A 21,716-nucleotide genomic window follows, 5' to 3' on the forward strand; every position below is an offset into this window, starting at 1 on the left:
CCGACGCCGAGACGGCATTCGCGCTGCTGAGCGATGGTCTCCGCAAACTCTGACCGGCGCGCCGAACCCACCCGTGGCGCAGACCGAGCGGTTCCGCGCGACGCAACTAGGAGTCGATGTGGGATCGAGCCAGGCAGAAGGGTTTCGTGGTTGCCGACTCGCCCCATCACCTTCTACCGCGCCCTGGGCCGGTTCACCAGGCGGTCGATCATGCCCGCGACGACGACATCGCCGCCGCCGCCGAATACTTCTCCCCCGGCGGCTGCGATGCAGCCACTCCGGCACAACCTCAAAATCTCACCGACGCAACGCATTACCTTCGGAAACCCAGCGTGGCGTCGTTGAAATCTACACGGAGTCCCCATACGTTAGATGTCATCGAACACACGGCATAAACAAATCTGCCGCACCGAGGGGAACGAGTCCTCACCTGCACTCGGCTTTCCGACACATTCGCCAACTCTCGGCCCACGAAGCCCAGTGATGCCAGCATCGACGAGCGGGCCGCAGAGCGCGTCCTCATCACTCACCCGGTGCCCGCTCATGCCGATTTATGTGATGACTGTGACGGACTGCGCCATGGGGTTGGCGGGGTAGGTCAGGTATCGACGGTCCGTGCGTGGTGTGTGGTGGCGTGGAGGCTGCTCAGCAGTGCGAGGGCGTGGGCACTGGGTGTGGCGGGTTCGGCGTGGTAGATGACCAGTTGTTGGCCGGGGGCGCTGCGCACGTCGAATGCCTGGTAGGTGAGAGTGAGCGGGCCGACGTCAGGGTGCACGAGGTGTTTGGGTTCGCGGGTCTTGCCGCGCACCTGATGGGTGTCCCACAAGACACGGAAATGCTCGCTGCCCTTGCTGAGTTCGGCCACCAGGTGTCGCAGAGCGGGATCGTGGGGATCGAAGCCCGCGGCTACTCGCAGGTTCGCCACCGTAGCCTGAGCGGTCCAGTCCCAGCGTGCGTAGAACCGTTGCCCCGCGGGGTCGAGGAAGGTCATGCGAGCGAGGTTGTCCACCGCGCGGAATGGTGAGAACAGGGCGTCGGCAAGGGCATTGGTGGCCAGCAGGTTCAGGACGCGGTCGAGTACGAAAGCGGGGGTCTGCGGGTAGCCGTCCATGAGTTGTCGCAGTTCAGGACTCACGGTCTGGGGTACCGGCTCGGGTGTGTTGTTCGGTGTGGTGTCGGCCAGTCGGTGCAGGTGCTCGCGGGCATCGGGGTCGAGGTCCAGTGCGCGGCACAGGGCGTCGAGCACCTGCGGTGAAGGGTGGGTCTCACGGCCCTGTTCCAGGCGGGTGTAGTAGTCGGCGTTCACCCCAGCGAGTACGGCGACTTCTTCGCGGCGCAGTCCGGTCACCTTGCGCCTGCCGGAGTACAGCACGCCCGCGTCCGCCGGAGATCGTTGTGCGCGGCGCGCTGGCAGGAACGCACCCAGTTCACCAGTGGCCATGGCCTCAGGGTAGGTCGTGGTCCGCTCGGTTGGGTGGGTGCGGCGCACCCAGCCAGCACACGTCCTGCCATCGTTTGCCCGCGTCGCCGACGCTGGACGGTATGACGAACGACATCGATGTGACCGGAATATGGGTCACCGCGGACGGACACATCCGCCAGGAACTACGCGCCGACGGACGCTACGACGAAGCGCGTGGCGGGCGGCGCAGCGCCTACACCGGCCGCTACACGGTGACCGGGAACCACCTCGACTACGTGGACGACACCGGCTTCACCGCGACGGGCGACATCCGCGACGGCGTGCTCTATCACGAGCATCTCGTCCTCTACCGCGAGTCCACCGCTGACGGTCACCGAGGGCAGGCAAGGCGATGAGCGTGCCACCCGCCGACCGCGAGTTGATGAGCCGTGAGCTGGAGGGCAAGGTCGCGCTGGTCACCGGCGCCGCCCGCGGGGTCGGCGCGGCCACGGTCGCCTGGCTGCACGCCCGCGGCGCGCGAGTGCTGGCCGCCGACCTTCGCCCCGAGGTGGATGATCTCGCCACCCGCTTCAACGGCGTATCCACCCTGGTCGGCGACGTGGCCCTGGAGGACACCGCGGTGCGGTCGGTTGCCGCGGCGCTCGACCGGTTCGGCAGCGTGGACATCCTGATCAGCAACGCCGGTCGGTCGGTGAACAAGCCGATCACCGAGACCACCGCGGCCGACTGGGACGAACTGATGTCGATCAACGCCCGTGGGGCATTTCTGCACGCCCGAGAGGCGTTCCGGTTGATGTGCGAACGCGGCGGGGGTGCGATCGTCACCGTCGGGTCGTTCGCCTGCACGGTCGGCCTGGCCGAGGCGGCGGCCTACAGCGCGTCCAAGGCAGCGCTGGCGCAGCTCACGAAAGTGCTTGCGCTGGAAGGAGGTCCGCACAGTATCCGGGCTAATGTCGTCGCTCCCGGTGTGATCGAGACCGACATGCTCGACAACTTCCGCGCCGACAGCCGGGAGTATCTGCGCTCCTTCGGTGACGCCCACCCCCTGGGCCGCGTCGCGCAACCCGAGGAAATCGCCGAGGTGATCGGTTTCCTGGCCTCGCCCCGGTCCAGCTTCATCACCGGCGCGGTCGTCGCCGCCGACGGCGGCTACACCGCGGCCTGAACTCCCAAGCAACCACAACGAGAGAAAGAGCACCCTATGATTGGACGGCTCGTCGGCAAGGTCGCGTTGATCACGGGCGCGACCGGCGGCATCGGACAAGCTACCGCGGAACTGTTCGCCCGTGAAGGGGCCAGCCTGGTCGTCACCGACCTCGCCCAGGACGCGGTGGAAAGCCTCGCCGCGTCCCTGCAAGCCGAGGGCGCCGATGCGCTGGCGGCCCGGTTGGACGTCTCCTCGCAGGAGAACTGGAACGAGGCGATCGAACTGGCCCGGCGACGCTTCGGCCGCCTCAATGTCCTGATCAACATCGGCGGCGTCGTGGACTGGCCCGGTATCGAGGAGACCACCAAGGACGCCTGGGACCGAGTGATCGCGGTCAACCAGACCGGCACCTGGCTCGGGATGAAGACCGCTATGCCTCTGCTGCGCGCCTCCGGCAACGCCTCGGTCATCAATACCTCCTCGGTGCTCGGGATCGTCGGCAGCGGTGCCGCCGCCGCGTACCAGGCATCCAAAGGAGCGGTGCGGCTGCTGACCAAGACCGCCGCCGTCGAATACGCGACCCGCGGCGTCCGGGTCAACTCGGTGCACCCCGGGGTCATCGCCACCTCGATGATCCAGGAACTACTCGACGAGCAGGGCGATCGACAACCCGACATCGTGCGCACCCCCATGCGCCGCGCGGGCAGCCCCGCCGAGGTCGCTCCCATAATGCTGTTCCTGGCCAGCGACGAATCCTCGTTCGTCACTGGAGCCGAGTTCGTCGTCGACGGCGGACTCACCGCACACTGACGGTCAGCCCGAAAATCACCCGGAGCGCCCGAACATCCGCACATGCCGCTGGCCGAGCGGTCCCCGCGCTGCGCAGGGCCGGGTCGGTGTGGGACCGAGACGTGCAGAATCGTTTCATCGTTGCCAACTCGAAACGCCATCTGCTGTTTCTCGACGTCGACGGGACCTTTGCTTCCACACAAGGACGGCACGTCGCCGGTGAGCGAAATGGATTGGGCGGCATGGCAACATCCGTCGAACCCGGCCCTGTCCGCGCTGAACCCAGACCTCGGAGACCGACTGCTGGCATTGGACTGTGACCTGATGTGGGCCACAGGGTGGGGCGAGAACGCCAACCATGTACTGGTTCCGGTCCTGGGCCTGCCGGTACTGCCGGTGATCACACTTCCCGAGTACCCCGGCGGCGACCATTACGAAGACGAGTTGCATTGGAAAACGAGGACTTTGGTCGCTACCGCCGCCAGCCGCCCATTCATCTGGGTCGATGACGAGATCAGACAGCAGGATCGAACCTGGGTCGTAGACAACCATCCCGCGCCCGCCCTCCTCCATCGGATCGACGGCGCCTCAGGTCTCCTGGACGTTGATTTCACGACCACCACAGACTGGATGCGGGCATCACCATAAGTGCGCGAAATCGGGCATTTGGCCCCTCATTCTATCCGCGCTCGCCTCCCGCGCACTGAAATCAAGCTGGTGTCCGAACACGCGCTCGTGCCGAATTGGGTTCGCCAGTCCGGAATGCACGTCTGCTGGGCGGAACCGTTAGAGCTGATCTCGGACCGCGCTGTGGTGGTCGGGGGTGCCCGCGTCACGCGAACCGACGGGCTGCGGACACTCCCTCGTCGATATCCGCTTCAACAGGACCCAGCGCAGCTCGCAGATCGGCGGCGGTCAAACGCCGCCCGGCCGTCAGCAGCGCGTCGAAAGCGGCTTCGTCGATCACGAAATCCTGGTCGTGGTCCAGATCCTGCTCTGCTGCGGCCTCCTCGATCAGCTCCCACGCGAAATCTCCACCGTCCGCCGGGGTTGTTCTCAGGCTGTCGAATCCGTCCGTCGCCTCGTACTCGACGCGCTGCCAGAGTGTTCCATCGAAGCCGTAGGCGAAAGCGACTGGCGGGCCCCAGCTCTGCTTGTTGCGGTCGAGCGCATCGATCGCGTCCCGCCACCAGTCGGGAACCCCCGCGAGCACGTCGGTTTCCTCGAAACGCTCCATACCCTCGCCAAAGAACGTGCGAGAGAACTCGTGATCGCGCCCGTACAGCACGGCCCGTCCGCCGGGTAGTGGCATCAGCTCCAGCCAGTTGCCGCCACCATCGTCGTAATGCATGAACAGCTCAGGAGACCGCTCCGCCTCGATGTTCGAACGGCGGCGGACTGCGCGGACACGACCCGCGTGCCGGCAGCTGGCTCCACCTCTTCTGTGGTTCCGGCACCAAATGACCGTGGTTCCGCGAAAGGTTAGCAACGAGTACGGACAACCTCTCCTGTCTCGATCAGGATTCGTGCCTTCCCGCACTTGTTGCGCGGGCAGAGCTCGCTGATGCCGCATATCGCGTGTCAGGGTCAGGCATTGGTCTCAGCGGCGGGAACGCGGCCAAGATCACGGTCCCCGAGGCGGTAGCTGTCGCCCTCACAGGAGACGACCTCGGCGCGGTGGACCGGGCGGTCGATCATGGCCGCGGCGACGACGTCGTCGCCGAATACTTCAGGCTTGCAAATCTTGGGCTGGCTCGATCGAAATGATTCGAAGTAGCTAGCGATACAAAGGGCTCGCGTCACGCTGATCCAGCGAAGCCACAGAGGCAGCTCCGGCACCACGCCGAAACACTGTTATAAACTTTTCATCGCTGACGCATAGCCCGAGCGGCGGCCGGCGCACTGTCATCCACCAGATACCGGCCGCGCCAAGCGATTTCAGCTGGCCTTGTTGTACGCCGCTACCACATCCGCCTGAATACGACCCCGGCTCGACACGTTGTAACCGTTGCGGCGCGCCCAATCCCGAATCGCCGCGGTCTGCTCACGATCAGTCGACGAACGGCCGACCACACGACTGCCCTTACCCTTCGGGATACGGCCCACCTTCCGCGCAGGCCCGGTCCACTGCTCGAACACACCACGCAGCTTGCCCGCGTTCTTCGCCGACAAGTCGATCTCGTACTCCACACCGTCCACCGCGAAACGAACCGTCTCCTCCGCCGTCGACTTACCGTCATAGTCGTCCACCAACTCGACGATGACCTTCTTCGCCATACGATCCGCCTTCTTCGTCAGAAAAACGAGAACAACAAACAACCATAAACCGCTCGCGAAACAATAAACGAAAAAACGAGCGGAACACAACCAGGTGACTCCTCCCGAACCTCGACCGACGCAACCATCCACCCGCCGCGGAGACAAGCCTCGGCACCCGGACTCCTACCTCCGCCACCAAACAAATCCCACAAGCCGCGACGCCAACACCCACCTGTCTCACCTTGACCAACCCGTTGACCCAACCCGCGAAGGTCGACGCGATCATCCGCAAGATGGACTCGAGAGCGCCGCGCAATCACCATCGCGGGCCACCAGCATCCACGGCCAGACTCCCATCCCCGGCCACCCCGCGACAGCACGCGACACGCCGAGGGACACGCCGTACGTGGCGCCGACGAGACCCGCGCAGCAGCCACACCGAGCGCAAAATCGCAGGCCCGACCCCTGATTCCCAGGCCGCATACAGGCCGTCACAGGGTCGCCGACGAGACCGAGCAACACCCACCAACACCCCGAAACCGCAGGTCACGGCAGAACGGCTGCGGAGGAGGCGGGGTCAAAAGTACAGTATCCATATGCGGTCCATTTGGAAGGGCTCGATTGCATTCGGCCTGGTGAATGTCCCGGTGAAGGTCTATACGGCCACCGAGGACCATGACATCAGGTTCCATCAGGTGCATGCCAAGGACGGCGGGCGGATCAAATACGACCGGGTGTGCACGGTGTGCGGGCAGTCGGTGCAGTACGCCGATATCGATAAGGCGTACGAGTCTCCGGAGGGCGACAAGGTCGTGCTCACCGACGAGGATTTCTCGAAACTGCCGGTGGCGGAGAAACACGAGATCCCGGTGTTGCAGTTCGTGCCGTCGGAACAGATCGACCCGATTCTGTTCGACCGGAGCTACTACCTGGAGCCGGATTCCAACACGCCGAAAGCGTACGTGCTGCTGGCGAAGACGCTCGACCAGGTGGACCGGGTGGCGCTGGTGCATTTCACGCTGCGGCAGAAGACGCGGCTGGCCGCGCTGCGGGTGCGCGACGGGGTGCTGGTTCTGCAGACGCTGCTGTGGCCCGACGAGGTGCGCTCGGTCGATTTCGAGTCGCTCGACGGTGCCGCCGAACCGCGCAAACAAGAGATCTCGATGGCCGAGACGCTGGTCGACAGCATGTCCGACGATTTCGATCCCGGTCTCTATACCGACGAATATCAGATCGAGTTGAAGCGCCTGCTCGACGAGGCGATCGCGTCGGGGTCGAACAAGGTGATCCAGCGTGAGGAGCCCGCCCCCGCGGAAATGGATGCCGAGGTCGTCGATCTGGTGGCCGCGCTGCAGCGCAGCCTGGAAGCCACCGGCCGCCGGCCCGAGTCGAAATCCGGATCCGGCGGTAAGACCGCGGAAAAGAAGCCGGCGAAGAAGGCCGCCAAGAAAGCCGCGCCCAAGGCGGCCGCCAAGACGGCGAAGAAGACCACCAAGCAGACGGCCCGCAAAGGCGCCTGAGCGGGTCGCCGCGGCATACGCCCGGCGGCTGGCAAACTGGCCGGCATGCAGTCCGATATCGCCATCGTCGCCATGGGCCTCGGGCATCTGCGCGAGGTACTGGACCTCGGGGCCGAGGTGTTCGACACCGAGGCGAAGCCCTATACGTCCTGGTCGCTGACCTCGGTGGCCGAGCATCTCGACAGCCCGGACGCCTCGTGCTGGGTCGCGCTCGATTCCGACCGCGTGGTCGGCTTCGTGCTCGGGTCGATGGAGTTCGAGCTGCGCGAGGACTGGGCGTATCTGGAATGGATCGCCGTCGCACCGGATATGCAGGGCCGCGGCATCGCGGGGCGGCTGGTGGAGATCTGCTGCGCGGCGTTGTTCGCGCGGGGCGCGCGGCGCATCGTCACCGATGTCGAGTCCGGCAATACCGCGTCGGCGACGATGATGGCGCGTCACGGCTTCACCGACACGACCACGGTCACCCTGTTCGTGCGGCCCCATCCGGACGAGCCCGAGACCGCCGACGCCGAGGCCGCGCCGGGCCTGTCCCCCGCCACCAAGCGCACGTTCGCCCGGACCGGCCGGCTGCGCCGCTGACTCGTCCCGAACTTGTCGGTGCCCGGGCCTAGTGTGGTCGCCATGACACAGACGGATGCGACGATGGCGGCGATCACCGAGGCGATCACCCTTGGGCGGCAAGGGGATTCGGCTGTCGCGCGGGAGCGATTGGTGGCGCTGTGGGAGGAGATCGGCGCGGGCGGCGATCCATTGCATCGCTGCACTCTCGCGCACTACGCGGCCGACCTGTTCGACCACGCCGCGGAGTCGCTGGTGTGGGATGTGCGCGCCCTCGACGCCGCCGATTCGCTCACCGACGAACGGGCGCAGCAGCACCATTCGTCGCTGAGCGTGCAGGGCTTCTATCCCTCGTTGCATCTGAATCTGGCGGACAATTACCGCCGGCTGGGCGCCTTCGAGGCCGCCCGCCGCCACCTGGATGCCGCCGAGGCTCGGACCGGAGTGCTGGAAGACAACGGCTACGGGTCCGTGGTGCGGGCCGGAATCGAGAACGTGCGCCGGGCTCTCGCCGAGGGCTCCACCGAGCGACTACCCACGCACTAGCCCTACTTGCGGAACTTCGCCTCCAACTCGTGCAGCGCGGCCTCCAGTTCGGCCCGGTCGTCGGTCCGGAATATGCCGTCGAATCCGGCCTCGGCACGGACGGCGGCCTCGACCTCGGGATCGTGATAGAGGCGGGCCACCGCGAGTAGTCGCGGATCGTCCTTGTCGGCGGCGCGAGCGGCGAAGACGTTGACGTACTGGCGCAGTTCGGGGCGTTGCGGATCGTCGGTGAAGATCACCTGGTCGCGGCCGAGTCCGGCCTGGCGGGCGAAGGTGTCGTCGACGAAGGCCGCGTCCACGCTGTCCAGTGACTGGGCCGTCAGCGTCGGATCGATGGTGGTGAGCCGCACCTTGGAGGCGGCGGTGTCGACGTCTTCGAGCTTGGAGTCCCAGCTCGCGCCGCCCTTCAGCACGATCAGTCCGGCGGCCGACAGGCCCAGCAGCGGCCGGACCTGATTGGCGGGGTTGTTGCTCAGGGTGATCTGGCCGCCGGGCGGGATATCGCCCACCGATCGGTGTTTCTTCGAATACAGGGTGAGGGGGTAGATTTCGGTCGCACCGATCGGCACGAGCGAATCATCGTTGCGTGCATTGTAATTCGCCAGATAGCGAATGTGCTGGAACTTGTTGAGGTCGATACGGCCCTGCGCCAGTGCCGGATTCGGCTGATTGTAATCGGTGAAATTGACGTACTCGACCGTAATACCTTGCGCCGCCGCCTTTTCCCGCAAGACATCCCAGTGCGGCAGCGCGAGATCGTTCACACCGATCCGGACCACGTCGGGCCGGTGTTGCCCACCACAGGCCGTGAGCACGGCGGCCAGCAGGAACAGGGCGGCAATCGCCGGAAATCGGCGCAGAACTCGCATTGTCGGCAACCTAGCGCCGCGGATCGGCACCGACGAGGGTTTCGCTCACCTCAATCGCAACCGTTGTCGACGCCCGTCCCGCGCCGCTTGGATGGCCGAGGTCCTATCGCCACGAACATTCGGGAGCACGAGTGAAATTCCATCGGATACTGGTGACCCCGGTCCTGGTAGCCACCGCGGCCCTCACCCTCACGGCCTGCGGCGGCGACTCCTCCTCCGACGACGTCGTGCGCATCGGCACCACCGACCGCGACCACTCCTGGGACGTATTCGAGCAGAAGGCCAAGGAGAAGGGGATCAACCTGAAGATCACCAACTTCTCCGACTACAAGCAGCCCAATCTCGCGCTGTCACAACGGCAGATCGACGTGAACCTCTTCCAGCACCTGCAGTTCCTCGGTCAGTACAACGTCGCCAACAACGACGACCTGACTCCCGTCGGCGCCACGTACATCGTGCCGCTGGGGTTGTACTCGAAGAAGCACAAGCAGGTCGCCGACATCCCGCAGGGCGGCGAGGTCGCGATTCCCAACGACCCGACGAATCAAGCCCGGGCACTGAACGTGCTACAGAAGGCGGGGCTGGTGAAGCTCGCGCCCGGCGTCGCCCAGCCGACCCCGGCCGACGTGGACAAGAACGCGTCCAAGGTGAAGGTGACCACGGTCGACGCCGCGCAGACCGCGCTGTCGCTGGACTCGGTCGACGGCTCGGTCATCAACAACACCTTCCTCGAACGCTCCGGCGTCGACCCGAATTCGGCGCTGTTCAAGGACGATCCGAAGGATCCGGCCGCTGAGCCCTACATCAATGTGGTCGTCACCCGCGCCGAGGACAAGGACAAGGCGGTCTACCAGACGGTCGTCGATCTCTGGCACGATCCGGAGGTGCAGCGGGCGCACGCCGAGATCACCAAGAACACCGCCGTCGAGGTGCGCCGCTCCGGGCCGGAGGTCCAGCAGATCCTGCAGCGCGTGCAGGACGGCATCCGAGCGCAGAAGTGAGCGCCTCGGACACCGCCCCGCCGGCCGTCGAATTCCGTTCGGTCAGCAAGGTTTTCACAGTCGGCAAGCAGCAGAGCACCGCACTCGACGCGATCGACCTGCGCATCGAGTCCGGTGAGATCTTCGGTGTCATCGGCTATTCCGGCGCCGGGAAGAGCACGCTGGTGCGGCTGATCAACGGATTGGAGAAGCCCACCGGCGGCACCGTGCTGGTCTCGGGAGACCCGATCACCGGTGTCCCCGAGGCGCGGGTGCGGCGGCTGCGCCGCGATATCGGCATGGTGTTCCAGCAGTTCAACCTGTTCCGGTCGCGCACGGCGGCGGGCAATATCGAGTATCCGCTGAAGGTGGCGGGGTGGCGGCGCGACGAGCGCAAGGCACGGGTCGCGGAGCTGCTCGACTTCGTGGGCCTCGCGGACAAGGCGCGCAGCTACCCCGATCAGCTGTCGGGCGGGCAGAAGCAGCGCGTCGGCATCGCGCGGGCACTGGCCACGTCGCCGTCGCTGCTGCTGGCCGACGAGGCCACCTCGGCGCTGGACCCGCAGACCACCGGCGAGGTGCTGCGGCTGCTGAAGAAGATCAACCGGGAGCTGGGTGTCACCATCGTGGTGATCACCCACGAGATGGACGTCATCCGCGCCGTCGCCGACCGCGTCGCGGTGCTCGCGCAGGGCCGCATCGTGGAACTGGCCCACACCTTCGACGTGTTCGCCGCACCGCGCGCCGAGGCGACCCGCACGTTCATCGAGACCGTGCTGCACAATCGGCCCAGCGCCGAGGAACTGCGCCGGCTGGGCGAACGCCACGACGGCCGGCTGGTGACCGTCGACGTCGACGACCAGCGCGGCCTCGGCGCGGCGCTGGCGAATGCCACGCAGGCCGGGGTGCGGTTCGAGATCGTCTACGGCGGAGTCGGGGCCTTGCAGGACAAGACCTTCGGCAGCGTCACCCTCGCGCTGGACGGGCCCGCCGACGCGGTCGCGAAGGTGGTCGACGACCTGGAGCGGAGGACCGCATGAACCTGGCTGCCGCGCACACCGATTGGGACAAGCTGCGGCCGGTGCTCACCGAATCCATCGGCACCACCATCTATCTGGTGGCGGTGACGTTCGTGGTCGGCGGAATCATCGGGCTGTTCCTCGGGACCGCGCTCTACACCACCCGCAAGGGCGGCCTGCTGGCGAACGCGCCGATCCACCTGCTGCTCAACGTCCTGGTGAACGTGGTGCGGCCGATCCCGTTCATCATCCTGCTGGCCGCGCTGGGACCGGTGACGCTCGAGGTGGTCGGCACCACGATCGGCACGGAGGCGGCGGTGTTCGTGATGATCGTCGCGGCCTCGTTCGGCATCGCGCGCATCGTGGAACAGAATCTGGTCACCGTCGACCCGGGTGTCATCGAGGCCGCGCGCTCGATGGGCGCGGGGCCGCTGCGCATCATTCTCACGCTGCTCATCCCCGAGGCGCTGGGGCCGCTCGTGCTCGGTTACACCTTCGTGGTGATCGCGATCGTCGACATGTCGGCCATGGCGGGCACCGTCGGCGGCGGCGGGCTCGGCGACTTCGCGCTCGTCTACGGCTATCAGCGCTTCGACTGGCAGGTGACGCTGGTCGCGACCCTGATCATCATCGCGGGCGTGCAGGGCGTGCAGTTCGCGGGCAACTGGCTGGCGCGAAAGGTGTTGCGGCGCTGAATATTCAGGACTCGGGCCGGATCTGCATGAGGAGGTCCCATTCGACCTCCGGGAGGTGGCGGCCGGCGGCGGCCGCGACGATATCGCGGACCGTGCCGTCCAGGTGCGCGGTGGTCCGGCGGGCCAGGTCGACGCCCCAGCTCAGCGTGCACAGCACCTTCCACCAGCGGAACCGGTCGGGGTCGAAGCGCCCGCCCGCCGTCTCGTAACCGCGGACGAACGGTTCGCGGCCGGCGAAACCACCGATTTCGGCGGCGTCGGCGCGGAACCGCCACCTCCGCAGCGCCGACCAGGCCGCGTCGCGCATCGGGTCGCCGAAGCGGCGGGCGCCCTCCCAGTCCAGCACCCCGCGCACACCGTCGCCGTCGACGATCAGGTTGCCGTTGCGCATGTCGTTGTGCAGCAGCACTTTCCGCTCCGGCGCGGGCGGCACTCGCCGGTCCAGCCAGCGCAGGGCGGCGGCGAACACCGGACGGTCGGGCAGCAGTGCGCGGACGCCGCAGTGGGCGGCGGCGAGGTCGACGGCGACCGGGTCGTCGTCGATCGTTCCGGGTAGCCGGTCGGGCGCCGCGGCGGGGTCGACGAGGTGCAGCTGTGCCATCGACCTGCCGAGCTGGTAGGCCACCCGCTCTCCGATGCCGGCGGCGTGCACGAGCCGTAATACCTTGCGCGGCACCGTTTCCCCGTCCATGTGCTCGGAGACGACGAACGGGACGCCGACGAATTCGGGATGGGTGCACACGGCGACCACCGGCGGTACGGGGACGCCGTGTTCGCGGGCGAGTTCGCGCACGGCCGCCTCCGCGGACACGGGCAGGTGTTCGACCACGGGCGGCACGAGTGTCGCGACCAGCCGCCGGGTGCGGCCGTGGCGGCGCGCGTCGAACAGGACGGTGCGCCGCCGCGCGCCCGCCGAGATCTCGCGCAGGTTCGAAACACCTACCGTGCCACCGAGTTCCGCGGTGAGGAAGCGGCTCAATCCGGCACAGATGCTGCCGTTCACGTCCCCTCCCAGACGTCGTATCCGGGCGTGGCGACGGCCAGGTCCGCCCGCACGATCTCCCGCAGCGCGCGCCAGTGTTCCGCCTCGGAGGTGGCGGAGTCGGCGACGGCGAGCAGTTCCCGTTCGGGCAGCGCCGCCGCCGGGTTCGATTCGATCTCGCGGCGTACGGTCCGCGCGATGGCCGCGCCCACCCGCGCCCGCTCCCATTGGTGCTCCGGCAGTTCGGGCAGCAGCACATCCTCCAGCAGTTCGGCGAGCGCCTCCAGCATTTCCCCGGCAGTCGGTCGATACTGCATCCGGTCCTCCCTCGCACCCGCTTCCCCAGCATGACACGAAACTCGCCGCCGCCCACCGCCTTTCACCTCGAACACTTCGAGCAATCCCGGCATCCCAGCGGCCCGCGCCCTCACCACCATGCCGAAGGAAGGCCGACCCTGTTGAGCCAGGTGCGCACCGACGAGGCCCGGCACAAGCGTTGATCGGTCTGCGTAGGCCGACGTTCGTCTTGCGGGGTTGTAGAACCGCCGGTGCGGCGGTCCGCTGTTACCCCGCGCGCTCGCCGGTTCGCATGTAGCGGGCGGCGAGGTGCCAGACGGGGCGCTTCGTGCCCGCGCCGAGTCGCTTGCCCCAGCTGGAGCCAGCGGACGCGACCTCGGTCGCCGCGGCGGGACGGATTGCGGTGAGTCGCAAGCCGTGCGCCGCGAACGGCACCGCCAGGGCGGCGAGGGTGTGCGGTTCGTCGAGGGCGGGGATTCCGGGCAGCGCGTCGTGTTCGGTGACCGATAGCAGAATCTCCAGGGACGCTTGGGGTTTCATGAGGGAGGTGAGGCCGGTGAGGACCGCCGGGTCGGCGGTGAGCAGGCCGCGGAGCAGCGAACCCCACGGGAAGTACACCGTCACCTCGTCGGCGACCCCGGACAACTCGACCGGCGGATGCTCCACCGCCGCCGCGACGAACAAGGCGTTCGCCGCACCACGCCGCGGTTGCGCTGCCCGGCGGGACGATTCGGCCATCCCGGCCGCGTTCGCGTCGACGCCGATCACCAGTCGCCGCGGATCGGCCGCTGCCGCCGCCAATACCGCCCGACCGTCCCCGGTACCCATATCGATCCGCACCGCCCCATACCGAGCGATCAGCTCCTCGGCTTAACCGATGTCCACTTCCCGGACCCGCTTACCACAAACAATTCGCATGCCCGCCACGCTAGCCACGCGAATCCCGCCTCGCATCCGAATTTTCGCCGCGCCCGGGACAACCGCCGCTCGCCCACAGCACCGCAACGACTCCTCCACGTTGCGCCCGACGATCACGACCATCCCCGACGCGGCAGCCTGCCCTGGATCTCGGCAGGAGAGAAACGATGCGGATCTCCCCGAACCGCGGCGGGCCGAACACAACCACGGCCGACCCGGAAAGCCGGGCCAGCCGTGGAATTCATGCCGGGTGAGGCGTTGACCCGTGTCCGCCCGGATTACTTGGTCAGGCGGCGTTGGCTGTGCAGGCGTGCAGGACGATGGTGGCTGGGCGAGGGCTGGCACTGCCCAGGTCCGGGAAGGGCGGGGCGCTCAGGCCCAGTACGTCGCGGGCCTGCTTCTCGGCCTCCGCCTGGGTGGGGCCCCAGCCGACGGCGACGCGCCGGTCGACCCCTTGCGCCACCGCACCGCATCCGTCGGTGAAGTGCAGCACGACGCGGCAGTCGGCACGGCCGCAGTGCTGGTTGGCGGCGGCGTCCGCGGCGGCGGGGTCGCTGTAGTTCACCGCCGACGCGACCGTGCCGGTGCTGTCGGACAGCGAGATCGCCCCGTGCAGGGTGTCGGCGGCCGCGGCGGGCCCGGCGAGCCCGAACCCCGCGACCGTCGTGCCGGCCAGCACGACCACTGCCTTGGCTACCAAGGACATAAAGGATTCCACTCCGTTTCGAGAAGACAATGTGACGGAGAGAATCCTTCTCCACCGCGGCACGCTCTGTCCACCACCGCGGCGCGCCGAGCGCTATTGGTCCTCGTCGGTCTCGCCGCCGCTGCGCAGTGCCTTGTCCAGTTCGCCGCGCAGGCGGTTGGCGTTCTCCTCGTCTCCGGCGTCCTCGGCGGTGGTGATGTCCTGGCGCAGCTGGGCGATGATGTCATTGAAAGCCACGGTGGTTACTCCTTCCGTCGTGGTCCTACCCTCTGCGGATGTCCCGTTGCCGAAGATCGAAACGGTGTGGTGCGGGAGTGCTCCGGCGCACGCGGTGGGCGGACGGCGTTCGTGCCGGTGGTGGGCGCTTCCCCGCGGTGGCCACGGTCGGCGGACTGCGCGAAATAGACTGTGGCGCGTGCGTGAGACGGTGAAAGTCGGCGGTGGGCAAGCGGTGAGCTACATCGATCACGGTGGCTCGGGGCCCGCGGTGTTGCTGCTGCACAGTTACCTGATGGACGCGGAGATGTTCGCGCCGCAGGTCGCCGCGTTCGGCGACGCGTTCCGGCTGATCGCCATGGACGAGCGTGGGCACGGCGGCACGCCCGCCGACGGGCCGTTCACCTACTGGGACGTGGCGCGCGACGCGCTCGGGCTGCTCGACGCGCTCGACGTCACCCGGTGCGCGGTGGTCGGGACGAGCCAGGGCGGATTCATCGGCCTGCGGATGGCGCTGCTGGCACCGGACCGGGTGACCGCGCTCGCGCTGCTCGGCACCTCGGGCGCCGCGGAGGATCCGGCGGTGGCCGACGGTTACCGCCAGGCGGCCGCCGCGTGGCGCGAACACGGCCCGACCCCCGAACTGCTCGACCTCAACGCCGCGATCTGCCTGGGCTCGCACGACTCCACCGCCTGGCGCGCCAAATGGCGGCAGGTGTCGGCCGACCACCTCGATCGCGTGCTGACACCTCTGGTCGAGCGTGACGACCTCCTCGACAGGATCCCGGAAATCGACTGTCCCGCAGTCGTTCTGCACGGCACCGCCGACGCCGCCTACGCCGTCGAGAAGGCCCGGGAACTCGCCGACGCCCTCCCCCGCGCCGCCGCCCCCGTACTCGTCGAGAACGGCGCGCACTTCCTCAGCCTCACCGACGCCGACGCGGTGAACCCGGTCCTGCGCGAGTTCCTGCTCGCGTCGGCGGGGCTCGAGTAGTCCCGAGCAAAGCGCATTGGATCCCCTCCGGAGCACACCGGCAGGCAGTCACATCAGGCGACTGCCGCGACAACCATAAGGGTGGACGGCTGCCGCAACAGTCCGGGGAGGACGACAGCCGCAACGGCGCTGGGGCGGCGTGACAGTGCGGAGGAACGGTTCGGCCCGGTGCGCCGACGGTAGCGTCCGTTTCCCGCCGGACGTGGGGGCTCGGCGTTTCTAGCGTCGGAGCTATGGAACTCGATACCGATACCCGTGCCGCGGTGCTGCGCGCTCCCGTGGTGTGGTTCATGGCGCTGGCTGCCGCGCTCGGCACCGCGAGCATCTATCCGTTGCAACCGGCGATCGCGGAAGTTGCTGGGGCGCTGGGTGTTTCGCTGTCGGTGGTGGGCACGGCGCTGGCGTGCGGGCCGGTTGGTTACCTCGCCGGGCTGGCGCTGCTGGTGCCGCTGGTCGATCGGTTCTCCCCCGCGCGGGTGCTGTCGTGGCAGTTCGGTGCGCTGGCGGTCGTGCTGGCGGGGAGTGCGGCGGTCGGTTCGCCGTGGCTGCTCGGGCTCGCCGTCGGGCTGATCGGGGCGGGATCGTCGGTGGGCGCGCAATTGAGTTCCGTGGCAGGGCGTTTCGCGCGGGCGCGGGAGCGGGCGACCGTGCTGGGGATCGTCACCGCCGGGATCTCGGCGGGAATTCTGTTGGGGCGCATCGCGGGTGGCTGGCTGGCGAGCGTGATCGGGTGGCGGTCGATGCTGCTCGTGTTCGCGGTGGCGTGCGCGGCCGTCGCGGTCGCGGCGCGGCTCGTGCTGCCCGCCGCCGCGGGGTCGGCGACCGGCAGCTATCTGGCGACGCTGCGCGGTATGCCCGGGCTGTATGTCCGGTATCCGGTGTTTCGTTCGGCCGCGGGGCGGGGTGCGCTGTGGTTCTTCGCGTTCTGCGCGGTCTGGTCCGGGCTCGCGGTCGCGCTCTCCCAGCCGCCGTTCTCCTACTCTCCCGACCGCATCGGCCTGTACGCCTGCGCCGGACTGCTCGGCATCGCCGCCACCCGCGTCTCGGGCGCTTGGACCGACCGTGTGGGCGCGCGTCGGGTGATCCTGATCGGCTTGCTCCTGGCCGCCGCCAGTGCGGTGACGCTCGCGGCGTCCCTCTCGAACACCGCGATCACGCTGGCCTGCCTGGGTTTGTTCGATGCCGGACTGTTCGCGGCGCAGGTCGCGAATCAGAGCACGGTCCTGGCCCTCGACCCGCCCGCGCCCGCCCGATTCAACGGCGCTTACATGACCGTGTACTTCGTCGGGGGCAGCCTCGGCACCGCGTTCGGAGCCGCCGCCGTCGGCTGGTTCGGGTGGACCACCACGGCGGTTCTCGCCGCCGCGGCCATCGGCGTCGCCGCGGCGGCCGGTCTTGCGGGGCGATGGTCGCCGGGGCGAGAAGCGAGCGTCCGGGTAGCCGAACGAACCACCGTAGACAGCTCGCGGTGAGATGCGGCCCGGCAGCGGCGCGGTGATCTACCTGATGACAACGGAAGACTGTTCGCGACAACCGTCGAGGTTGGCCGTTTACGATTCAGGGAGCGTCTCGATGTGTCCGAATCGCGGGGCGGCTGTGGTTTCCGAGTCCGAGAAGCGAGATGGTCGCGTGCCGGGTGGACGTGTGTGTGCTGCGTTGACGGCGCTGGTGGTCGTCTCGGCCGTGCTCGCCGCGTGTGCCGCCGACGACGATGCCCTGACCGCGCCGCCTGGAGCCCGGCCGCCGCCCAGCGGAGTGCGGCTGCCGCCCGCCGGTGCGATCGCGGATTATCAACTGGGCGGGCCCTATTCACCGCCCGAGGAGGTGGCGGTGGTGACGCGGGACAGTACCGCGCCACCGCTGCCCGGCCGGTACAACATCTGTTACGTCAACGCCTTCCAGACCCAACCCGGGGAGCGCGACCGCTGGTTGCGAGAGCATCCCGAACTCGTGCTGGCCGACGACTCGGGCACGCCGATCACCGATCCCGGCTGGCCGGACGAGTTGCTGCTGAACACCTCCGGCGAACCGCACCGCCGCGCGATTGCCGACATCCTGTCCGCGACCATCCGCCGGTGCCGCGACACCGGTTATCAGGCCGTCGAATTCGACAATCTCGACTCCTACGACCGATCGCAGGGACAACTCACCTCGGCGGACAACCTCGCCCTCGCCGCCCTCCTGGCGACCGGGGCGCAGGGGTCCGGACTGGCCGTCGCACAGAAGAACTCCGCCGAACTCGCCGAGACCGCGGCGGCCGCAGCGGGATTCGACTTCGTCATCGCCGAGGACTGCTTCCGCTATGCCGAATGCGACAGCTACCGAAGCGTTTACGGCGACCTGGTCCTCGACATCGAGTACACCGACACCCTCGGCCTGCCGTTCGACCGAGTCTGCCACGACCCGGACCGGGCGCCCTCGACCATCCTGCGCGACCGCGCACTGGTCCCCGCCGGCAGCCCCGGACATGTCTACGCGCACTGCTGATCCCGTCCGCCGAATCGCCCGAATGCCACGAATGTCCGGCGCGGCTGCTAGTTTGCGGGACGTGGATCTGTTCGCGCGCGCTTGGTCGGCATTGCGAGTCGCGGTAGACGGACTCGCGGACGAGGATTTCGACCGGCCGTCCGGATGCACGGGCTGGCTGGTGCGGGACCTGGTGTGCCACTTGATCATCGACGCCCAGGACGTGCTCATCACGCTCGTCACTCCCGCCGACACGGAACCGACCCGGGACGCGGTGACCTACTGGGAGATTGCCGACACACCGCCGAGCGGACTCGATCCGCTCGACGCGCTGACCGTCCGGCTCGCCGCCGCCTACGAGGAACCGCGGCTGCTGAAATTCCACCTCGACGACGTCGGCGCGGCCGCGGGCCGGGCGGCCGAACTCGCCGATCCGCGGCTGTGGCTGGCCACCCGCGACGCGGTGATCACCGCGGGCGACTTCCTCTCGGCCTACGTGCTGGAGTGGACGCTGCACCACCTCGACCTGATCGCGCATGTTCCGGACGCGTCGCCACCGCCCGCCGAAACCCTCGCCCGCTCCCGCGAAATGCTGGAGAAGATCGCGGGCACGGCCTTCCCCGCGACCTTGTCCGACATCGACGCCCTGCGCATCGGCACGGGACGCCGCGCGCCCACCGACGAGGAACGCGCCCAGCTGGGCGCACTGGCGAACCAGCTGCCCTTCGTCCTCGGCTGAGCAGCGCCGCGAATCACCAAGGGCCGATGAAGAATTCGAGCACAGCGAGCACGAGCGCGCCCGCCACGGCCACACCGAACGCGGCCGCGACGCTGAGCCCCACCACGCGCCGCGTATCGGTTCCGGCCGCCCGCTGCACCAGCCAGCCGACGACCGTGCCCGCCACCGCGAGCACCACCACCCCACCGAATATCAGATAGAAAACGCTGGCCAGCGCCGCATCACCGGCACCCGACCAGCCCCGCGCGTACTCGCCGAACGGCACCGGGAACCGGTACGAAATCGCCACCGCCGCCGCCGCGATCGGCGCGGTCAGCACCGCCGCCACGCCACCCGCGAACGGCCCCACCCAGCTCAGGCGAGTGGGACCACTCAACGGCACGAGCCGATCTTTGGCAGGCACACCACGACCCGCGAGCAAGACCCGCCCACGCGGCGTACTAAACCGTGAACCCGAGGGCGCGCAGCTGTTCGCGACCGTCCTCGGTGATCTTGTCCGGACCCCACGGCGGCATCCAGACCCAGTTGATCTTCAGATCCTCGACCAGGCCGCTGCGCACCAGGGCGTTGCGGGACTGATCCTCGATGACGTCGGTCAGCGGGCAGGCGGCCGAGGTGAGCGTCATGTCGAGAATCGCGACGTCCTCCTCCAGCCGCAGTCCGTAGACCAGGCCCAGATCGACGACGTTGATGCCCAGTTCCGGGTCGACGACGTCGCGCATCGCCTCTTCGATGTCCTCGAGCTGCCGCTGTTCCTCGGCGGACAGCTGCTGCTCGCCGGCGGGCGTCTCGGCGGCGGCCTGCGTCTCGGCGGGTGTCTCAGTCATGGCGTTCCCCGTTCGTGGAAAAGCTGGTGCGCTGGTTGTCCTCCGCGGAGGTTATCCGGACCACGGCGTCCTTGAACGCCATCCAGCCCAGCAGCGCGCATTTCACGCGCGCCGGATACTTCGAGACGCCGGCCAGTGCGACGCCGTCGCCGAGCACCTCCTCGTCGCCCTCGACGGTGCCGCGGCTGGAGATCATCTCGCTGTAGGAGTCGACCGTCTTCAGCGCCTGCTGCACCGGCAGGCCGATGACCTGATCGGTGAGGATCGAGGTGGCGGCCTGGCTGATCGAGCAACCCTGCCCGTCGTAGGAGACGTCGGCGACATCGCCGTTGTCGTCGATGTGGACGCGCAGGGTCACCTCGTCACCGCAGGTCGGGTTGACGTGGTGCACCTCGGCACCGAACGGGTCCCGCAGGCCGCGGTGATGCGGGTGCTTGTAGTGGTCCAGGATCACTTCCTGGTACATCTGCTCCATGCGCATGATCTATGCAACTCCGAAGAAGCTCTGTGCCTTCCGCACGGCGGCCACCAGTGCGTCCACCTCGTCGACGGTGTTGTAGACGGCGAAGGAGGCGCGGACGGCGGCGGGCACGCCCGTGCGCCGCAGCAGCGGCCACGCGCAGAAGTGCCCGACCCGCACGGCGACGCCCTCGTCGTCGAGAATCTGGCCGACGTCGTGCGCGTGGATGCCGTCCACCACGAACGACACCGCCCCGCCGCGGTCGACGTTCTCGACCGGGCCGACGATCCGCACACCCTGCAGCGCGCTCAGGCTCTCGAGCGCCGCGCCGGTGAGCGTGTGCTCGTGCGCCGCAACGGCTTCCATGCCGAGCTCTTCCAGATACCGCACCGCCGCACCCAGGCCGACCACCTGCGAGGTCATCGGCACACCGGCCTCGAACCGCTGCGGCGGCGGGGCGTAGGTGCTGTGGTCCATGTACACGGTCTCGATCATGGAACCGCCGGTGATGAACGGCGGCGTCTGCTCGAGCAGCTCGTAGCGGCCGTACAGCACGCCGACACCCGACGGCCCGAGCATCTTGTGCCCGGAGAACGCGGCGAAGTCGACGCCCAGCGCGCGGAAGTCCACCGGCATGTGCGGCACCGACTGGCAGGCGTCGAGCACCGTCAACGCGCCGACGGCCTTGGCGCGCCGGACCAGCTCCTCGACCTGGCCGAAGGCGCCGGTCACATTGGAGGCGTGGGTGAACGCCACGACCTTGGTCCGCGACGACAGCTCGAGCGAATCGAGGTCGATGCGGCCGTCGTCGGTGACGCCGTACCACTTGAGCGTCGCGCCCGTGCGGCGCGCCAGCTCCTGCCACGGCACCAGGTTCGCGTGGTGCTCGAGTTCGGTGGTGACGATCTCGTCGCCCGGACCGACGTGGAACGGGAACCGGTCGTCGGCGAAGGAGAAGGCCACCAGGTTCAGCGATTCGGTCGCGTTCTTGGTGAACACGATCTCGTTCGCGTCGACGCCGACGAAGCGCGCGATGTCGGCGCGGGCGCCCTCGTAGGCGTCGGTCGCCTCCTCGGCGAGCTGGTGCGCGCCGCGGTGCACGGCGGCATTGTTCTCGGTGAGGAAGCGGCGCTCGGCGTCGAGCACGGCCGTCGGCCGCTGCGAGGTCGCTCCGGAATCCAAGTAGACCAAGGGTTTTCCGTCGCGCACGGTGCGGCTGAGGATCGGGAAGTCGGCCCGGATCTTCGCGACGTCGAGGGCACGCGACCCGGGGACCCGGCTATCGGAAACCGTAGCGGTCATC

At 68.2% G+C, this 21,716-nt stretch carries 27 protein-coding genes and 1 pseudogene; 14 read left to right on the forward strand and 14 right to left on the reverse strand.

The genetic code is table 11. The annotated features are described in order from the left end of the window. Positions 1-598 precede the first annotated feature (598 nt). Positions 599-1,441, reverse strand: coding sequence for a helix-turn-helix transcriptional regulator (locus tag IU476_RS34745; RefSeq protein ID WP_195106592.1), 843 nt, complete (start codon positions 1,439-1,441; stop codon positions 599-601). 101 nt (positions 1,442-1,542) lie between these two features. On the opposite strand from IU476_RS34745, the gene IU476_RS34750 reads away from it, so the two are divergent. From IU476_RS34750 to IU476_RS34765, 4 genes are all read left to right on the forward strand, one after another. Then, entirely contained in the window at positions 1,543-1,818 is a 276-nt protein-coding gene (locus tag IU476_RS34750; RefSeq protein WP_195106593.1) for an Atu4866 domain-containing protein, read from the forward strand. Next, on the forward strand, positions 1,815-2,588 hold the full coding sequence (locus IU476_RS34755) for an SDR family NAD(P)-dependent oxidoreductase (protein ID WP_195106594.1): 774 nt from the start codon (positions 1,815-1,817) through the stop codon (positions 2,586-2,588). The genes IU476_RS34750 and IU476_RS34755 overlap by 4 nt, the downstream gene beginning before the upstream one ends. A gap of 36 nt (positions 2,589-2,624) precedes the next feature. Beyond that, positions 2,625-3,380, forward strand: a complete 756-nt coding sequence (locus tag IU476_RS34760; protein ID WP_195106595.1) for an SDR family NAD(P)-dependent oxidoreductase — start codon at positions 2,625-2,627, stop codon at positions 3,378-3,380. 198 nt (positions 3,381-3,578) lie between these two features. Continuing rightward, complete coding sequence (locus IU476_RS34765; protein WP_228824808.1) at positions 3,579-4,007, forward strand: hypothetical protein; 429 nt, start codon at positions 3,579-3,581, stop codon at positions 4,005-4,007. Between the two features lie 184 nt (positions 4,008-4,191). Here IU476_RS34765 and IU476_RS34770 read toward each other — a convergent pair whose 3' ends face one another. The 3 genes and pseudogenes from IU476_RS34770 to IU476_RS34780 form a co-directional block, all read right to left on the reverse strand. After that, positions 4,192-4,710: a hypothetical protein gene (locus IU476_RS34770; protein ID WP_195106596.1), complete on the reverse strand. Its 519-nt coding sequence runs from the start codon at positions 4,708-4,710 to the stop codon at positions 4,192-4,194. Between the two features lie 236 nt (positions 4,711-4,946). Then, a pseudogene (locus tag IU476_RS34775) lies at positions 4,947-5,090 on the reverse strand (ATP-binding protein); the annotation flags it as partial. A 207-nt stretch (positions 5,091-5,297) separates the two neighbouring features. Continuing rightward, positions 5,298-5,636 (reverse strand): histone-like nucleoid-structuring protein Lsr2, encoded by a 339-nt coding sequence (locus IU476_RS34780; RefSeq protein ID WP_195106597.1) that lies wholly within the window; start codon positions 5,634-5,636, stop codon positions 5,298-5,300. A gap of 578 nt (positions 5,637-6,214) precedes the next feature. Between IU476_RS34780 and ku the strand changes: the two genes are divergently transcribed. The 3 genes from ku to IU476_RS34795 are packed head-to-tail and all read left to right on the forward strand — an operon-like array spanning position 6,215 to position 8,245. Continuing rightward, positions 6,215-7,138 (forward strand): non-homologous end joining protein Ku, encoded by a 924-nt coding sequence (ku, locus tag IU476_RS34785; protein WP_195106598.1) that lies wholly within the window; start codon positions 6,215-6,217, stop codon positions 7,136-7,138. Between the two features lie 45 nt (positions 7,139-7,183). Next, positions 7,184-7,720: a GNAT family N-acetyltransferase gene (locus tag IU476_RS34790; RefSeq protein WP_195106599.1), complete on the forward strand. Its 537-nt coding sequence runs from the start codon at positions 7,184-7,186 to the stop codon at positions 7,718-7,720. A gap of 42 nt (positions 7,721-7,762) precedes the next feature. Next, complete coding sequence (locus tag IU476_RS34795; protein ID WP_195106600.1) at positions 7,763-8,245, forward strand: hypothetical protein; 483 nt, start codon at positions 7,763-7,765, stop codon at positions 8,243-8,245. Positions 8,246-8,247: 2 nt separating this feature from the next. On the opposite strand, the gene IU476_RS34800 is transcribed toward IU476_RS34795, so the two are convergent. Then, positions 8,248-9,114 carry a MetQ/NlpA family ABC transporter substrate-binding protein gene (locus tag IU476_RS34800; protein ID WP_195106601.1) on the reverse strand — a complete coding sequence of 289 codons (867 nt, stop codon included), beginning with the start codon at positions 9,112-9,114 and terminating at the stop codon, positions 8,248-8,250. Positions 9,115-9,245: 131 nt separating this feature from the next. Here IU476_RS34800 and IU476_RS34805 point away from each other — a divergent pair, with 131 nt between their 5' ends. The 3 genes from IU476_RS34805 to IU476_RS34815 are packed head-to-tail and all read left to right on the forward strand — an operon-like array spanning position 9,246 to position 11,808. Then, positions 9,246-10,115 carry a MetQ/NlpA family ABC transporter substrate-binding protein gene (locus tag IU476_RS34805; protein WP_195106602.1) on the forward strand — a complete coding sequence of 290 codons (870 nt, stop codon included), beginning with the start codon at positions 9,246-9,248 and terminating at the stop codon, positions 10,113-10,115. After that, entirely contained in the window at positions 10,112-11,134 is a 1,023-nt protein-coding gene (locus IU476_RS34810) for a methionine ABC transporter ATP-binding protein (protein WP_195106603.1), read from the forward strand. The genes IU476_RS34805 and IU476_RS34810 overlap by 4 nt, the downstream gene beginning before the upstream one ends. Next, on the forward strand, positions 11,131-11,808 hold the full coding sequence (locus tag IU476_RS34815) for a methionine ABC transporter permease (protein ID WP_195106604.1): 678 nt from the start codon (positions 11,131-11,133) through the stop codon (positions 11,806-11,808). The genes IU476_RS34810 and IU476_RS34815 overlap by 4 nt, the downstream gene beginning before the upstream one ends. 4 nt (positions 11,809-11,812) lie before the next feature. Here the strand turns inward: IU476_RS34815 and IU476_RS34820 are convergent, their stop codons facing one another. The 5 genes from IU476_RS34820 to IU476_RS34840 all read right to left on the reverse strand — a co-directional run bounded on the left by IU476_RS34820 (position 11,813) and on the right by IU476_RS34840 (position 14,948). Further along, entirely contained in the window at positions 11,813-12,811 is a 999-nt protein-coding gene (locus IU476_RS34820) for a phosphotransferase family protein (RefSeq protein WP_324194571.1), read from the reverse strand. Then, positions 12,808-13,107 carry a hypothetical protein gene (locus tag IU476_RS34825; RefSeq protein WP_195106605.1) on the reverse strand — a complete coding sequence of 100 codons (300 nt, stop codon included), beginning with the start codon at positions 13,105-13,107 and terminating at the stop codon, positions 12,808-12,810. Before IU476_RS34825 ends, IU476_RS34820 begins: the two co-directional genes overlap by 4 nt. Positions 13,108-13,354: 247 nt before the next feature. Then, a complete protein-coding gene (locus tag IU476_RS34830; protein WP_438944104.1) occupies positions 13,355-13,948 on the reverse strand; it encodes a hypothetical protein in 594 nt (197 codons plus the stop codon). A gap of 343 nt (positions 13,949-14,291) precedes the next feature. Further along, positions 14,292-14,711, reverse strand: coding sequence for a DUF4189 domain-containing protein (locus tag IU476_RS34835; protein WP_195106607.1), 420 nt, complete (start codon positions 14,709-14,711; stop codon positions 14,292-14,294). 93 nt (positions 14,712-14,804) lie between these two features. After that, positions 14,805-14,948: a hypothetical protein gene (locus IU476_RS34840; protein WP_195106608.1), complete on the reverse strand. Its 144-nt coding sequence runs from the start codon at positions 14,946-14,948 to the stop codon at positions 14,805-14,807. A 178-nt stretch (positions 14,949-15,126) separates the two neighbouring features. Between IU476_RS34840 and IU476_RS34845 the strand changes: the two genes are divergently transcribed. From IU476_RS34845 to IU476_RS34860, 4 genes are all read left to right on the forward strand, one after another. Then, positions 15,127-15,921 (forward strand): alpha/beta fold hydrolase, encoded by a 795-nt coding sequence (locus IU476_RS34845; RefSeq protein ID WP_195106609.1) that lies wholly within the window; start codon positions 15,127-15,129, stop codon positions 15,919-15,921. Between the two features lie 233 nt (positions 15,922-16,154). After that, positions 16,155-17,393: an MFS transporter gene (locus tag IU476_RS34850; protein WP_228824809.1), complete on the forward strand. Its 1,239-nt coding sequence runs from the start codon at positions 16,155-16,157 to the stop codon at positions 17,391-17,393. Between the two features lie 172 nt (positions 17,394-17,565). Then, the gene (locus IU476_RS34855) at positions 17,566-18,408 is read left to right on the forward strand and encodes an endo alpha-1,4 polygalactosaminidase (RefSeq protein WP_324194572.1); all 843 of its coding nucleotides are present in this window, start codon (positions 17,566-17,568) and stop codon (positions 18,406-18,408) included. A gap of 61 nt (positions 18,409-18,469) precedes the next feature. After that, the gene (locus IU476_RS34860) at positions 18,470-19,126 is read left to right on the forward strand and encodes a maleylpyruvate isomerase N-terminal domain-containing protein (RefSeq protein WP_195106611.1); all 657 of its coding nucleotides are present in this window, start codon (positions 18,470-18,472) and stop codon (positions 19,124-19,126) included. A 13-nt stretch (positions 19,127-19,139) separates the two neighbouring features. Here the strand turns inward: IU476_RS34860 and IU476_RS34865 are convergent, their stop codons facing one another. The 4 genes from IU476_RS34865 to IU476_RS34880 form a co-directional block, all read right to left on the reverse strand. Then, positions 19,140-19,502 carry a hypothetical protein gene (locus tag IU476_RS34865; RefSeq protein ID WP_195106612.1) on the reverse strand — a complete coding sequence of 121 codons (363 nt, stop codon included), beginning with the start codon at positions 19,500-19,502 and terminating at the stop codon, positions 19,140-19,142. Positions 19,503-19,566: 64 nt separating this feature from the next. Continuing rightward, positions 19,567-19,953, reverse strand: a complete 387-nt coding sequence (locus tag IU476_RS34870; RefSeq protein ID WP_195106613.1) for a metal-sulfur cluster assembly factor — start codon at positions 19,951-19,953, stop codon at positions 19,567-19,569. Beyond that, positions 19,946-20,434, reverse strand: coding sequence for a Fe-S cluster assembly sulfur transfer protein SufU (sufU, locus tag IU476_RS34875; protein ID WP_195106614.1), 489 nt, complete (start codon positions 20,432-20,434; stop codon positions 19,946-19,948). The genes IU476_RS34870 and sufU overlap by 8 nt, the downstream gene beginning before the upstream one ends. A gap of 3 nt (positions 20,435-20,437) precedes the next feature. Further along, on the reverse strand, positions 20,438-21,715 hold the full coding sequence (locus IU476_RS34880; RefSeq protein WP_195106615.1) for a cysteine desulfurase: 1,278 nt from the start codon (positions 21,713-21,715) through the stop codon (positions 20,438-20,440). Position 21,716 lies beyond the last annotated feature (1 nt).

It is taken from the genome of Nocardia blacklockiae, assembly GCF_015477355.1.
In the GTDB taxonomy this organism is placed as follows: domain Bacteria; phylum Actinomycetota; class Actinomycetes; order Mycobacteriales; family Mycobacteriaceae; genus Nocardia; species Nocardia blacklockiae.

What these genes read in the sequence shown, in the direction of transcription:
- IU476_RS34870 (WP_195106613.1), bottom strand. Translation starts at nt 19,953, where the DNA reads ATGACTGAGACACCCGCCGAGACGCAGGCCGCCGCCGAGACGCCCGCC.
- IU476_RS34795 (WP_195106600.1), top strand. Translation starts at nt 7,763, where the DNA reads ATGACACAGACGGATGCGACGATGGCGGCGATCACCGAGGCGATCACC.
- IU476_RS34755 (WP_195106594.1), top strand. Translation starts at nt 1,815, where the DNA reads ATGAGCGTGCCACCCGCCGACCGCGAGTTGATGAGCCGTGAGCTGGAG.
- ku (WP_195106598.1), top strand. Translation starts at nt 6,215, where the DNA reads ATGCGGTCCATTTGGAAGGGCTCGATTGCATTCGGCCTGGTGAATGTC.
- IU476_RS34880 (WP_195106615.1), bottom strand. Translation starts at nt 21,715, where the DNA reads ATGACCGCTACGGTTTCCGATAGCCGGGTCCCCGGGTCGCGTGCCCTC.
- IU476_RS34800 (WP_195106601.1), bottom strand. Translation starts at nt 9,114, where the DNA reads ATGCGAGTTCTGCGCCGATTTCCGGCGATTGCCGCCCTGTTCCTGCTG.
- IU476_RS34850 (WP_228824809.1), top strand. Translation starts at nt 16,155, where the DNA reads ATGGAACTCGATACCGATACCCGTGCCGCGGTGCTGCGCGCTCCCGTG.
- IU476_RS34835 (WP_195106607.1), bottom strand. Translation starts at nt 14,711, where the DNA reads ATGTCCTTGGTAGCCAAGGCAGTGGTCGTGCTGGCCGGCACGACGGTC.
- IU476_RS34815 (WP_195106604.1), top strand. Translation starts at nt 11,131, where the DNA reads ATGAACCTGGCTGCCGCGCACACCGATTGGGACAAGCTGCGGCCGGTG.
- IU476_RS34825 (WP_195106605.1), bottom strand. Translation starts at nt 13,107, where the DNA reads ATGCAGTATCGACCGACTGCCGGGGAAATGCTGGAGGCGCTCGCCGAA.
- IU476_RS34760 (WP_195106595.1), top strand. Translation starts at nt 2,625, where the DNA reads ATGATTGGACGGCTCGTCGGCAAGGTCGCGTTGATCACGGGCGCGACC.
- IU476_RS34790 (WP_195106599.1), top strand. Translation starts at nt 7,184, where the DNA reads ATGCAGTCCGATATCGCCATCGTCGCCATGGGCCTCGGGCATCTGCGC.
- IU476_RS34750 (WP_195106593.1), top strand. Translation starts at nt 1,543, where the DNA reads ATGACGAACGACATCGATGTGACCGGAATATGGGTCACCGCGGACGGA.
- sufU (WP_195106614.1), bottom strand. Translation starts at nt 20,434, where the DNA reads ATGCGCATGGAGCAGATGTACCAGGAAGTGATCCTGGACCACTACAAG.
- IU476_RS34780 (WP_195106597.1), bottom strand. Translation starts at nt 5,636, where the DNA reads ATGGCGAAGAAGGTCATCGTCGAGTTGGTGGACGACTATGACGGTAAG.
- IU476_RS34770 (WP_195106596.1), bottom strand. Translation starts at nt 4,710, where the DNA reads ATGCATTACGACGATGGTGGCGGCAACTGGCTGGAGCTGATGCCACTA.
- IU476_RS34745 (WP_195106592.1), bottom strand. Translation starts at nt 1,441, where the DNA reads ATGGCCACTGGTGAACTGGGTGCGTTCCTGCCAGCGCGCCGCGCACAA.